The 1,341-nt window shown below is 66.7% G+C and carries 1 protein-coding gene and 1 pseudogene; both read right to left on the bottom strand.

All coding sequences use genetic code 11. From position 1 onward, the window contains the following. Nucleotides 1-174: pseudogene (locus tag HZS56_RS37775) on the bottom strand (aa3-type cytochrome oxidase subunit I); the annotation flags it as partial. Then, nucleotides 171-1,163, bottom strand: a complete 993-nt coding sequence (gene ctaC, locus HZS56_RS37780; protein ID WP_374201252.1) for an aa3-type cytochrome oxidase subunit II — start codon at nt 1,161-1,163, stop codon at nt 171-173. The gene ctaC and the pseudogene HZS56_RS37775, both read right to left, overlap by 4 nt. Nucleotides 1,164-1,341: the final 178 nt, after the last annotated feature.

Below are 1,341 nucleotides of genomic sequence, written 5' to 3' on the forward strand. Positions count from 1 at the left end.
GATCACGAAGAACACGAACGACGTCACCAGATACAGCGTGCCGATCGTCTTGTGGTCCGTCGTCGTCAGCCACTTGACCACGACGTTGCCGGGTTGCTTGCGCCGTGCCGGCAGCTCGTTCTCGTACGAGTCCTCCGCTGCCGAGGCACCCTGGGGTTCGTTGAGGATGCTCACAGGTTGTTCGTCTCCCGGTTCTTCTCGTGGCTCGTCTGCGCGATGCCGGCGGGAACGTAACCGGTCTGCCCCTTCTTCACGAGGTCCTGGAGGTGCTGCTCGTAGCGCTCCGGGGAGACGACCTTCACGTTGAACAGCATCCGGGAGTGGTCCACGCCGCACAGCTCGGCGCACTTGCCGAGGAAGGTGCCCTCCTTGTTGGGGGTCACCTCGAAGGCGTTGGTGTGGCCCGGGATGACGTCCTGCTTCATGAGGAACGGCACCACCCAGAAGGAGTGGATGACGTCACGCGAGGTCAGGACGAAGCGGACCGTCTTGCCCTTGGGGAGCCAGAGGGTCGGGCCGGGGTTGCCGGTCTGCGGGTTCTCCGTGCCGGGGACACCGCAGTCGTAGACACCGCCGGCGTTCGCCGGGAAGTCCTTCGTGTACCGGTCCGGGATGTTGGACAGTTCCTTGGACGTCTTGGCGTCACCGGAGGAACCGGGAACGTCCTCGATGTGGTTGAAGCACCAGCTCCACTGGAAACCGACCACGTTGACCGTGACGTCGGGCTCCTTCTTGAGGCTCATGAGCTCGGACTCGTCGCGCGCGGTGAAGTAGAACAGCACCGAGACGATGACGAGCGGAACCATGGTGTACAGAGCCTCGATGGGCAGGTTGTACCTGGTCTGCGGAGGGACCTCGACCTTGGTGCGGCTGCGCCGGTGGAAGAAGACACTCCACAGGATCAGCCCCCACACCAGCACGCCGGTGGCCAGCGCGGCAGCCCACGAGCCCTGCCACAGGGAGAGGATCCGCGGAGCCTCTTCCGTGGTGGGGGTGGGCATGCCGAGGCGGGGGAAGTCCTCGTAGGTGCAACCGGTAGCGGTCGCCAGGACCAGGCCCGCGGTCAGTGCCTGCAGCAGCTTCCGCCGCATCGGGCGCCGCGGCGTGGGGGTACCGCCCGCGCCGCCCGCGGCGTGGGGGAGGTCGGAGCCGTTGGGACTCACGTAGCGCCTTCCCGAGAGTCTCGCCCGCGCGGTTGGCTGCGGCCTGACTTCTCGCTGGTCGGTCGCCGCCCTGCGTCGGGCAGGGTTTGATGTTTATGCGGACCAAACCCTAGCCGACGCCCTCCGGGGGGTCGCGGGGAGGGTGGCATACGCGCCGGGGGTCCCTCCTTAAGGGTGG

This window comes from Streptomyces mayonensis, from assembly GCF_018982965.1.
Classification (GTDB): Bacteria; Actinomycetota; Actinomycetes; order Streptomycetales; family Streptomycetaceae; genus Streptomyces; species Streptomyces mayonensis.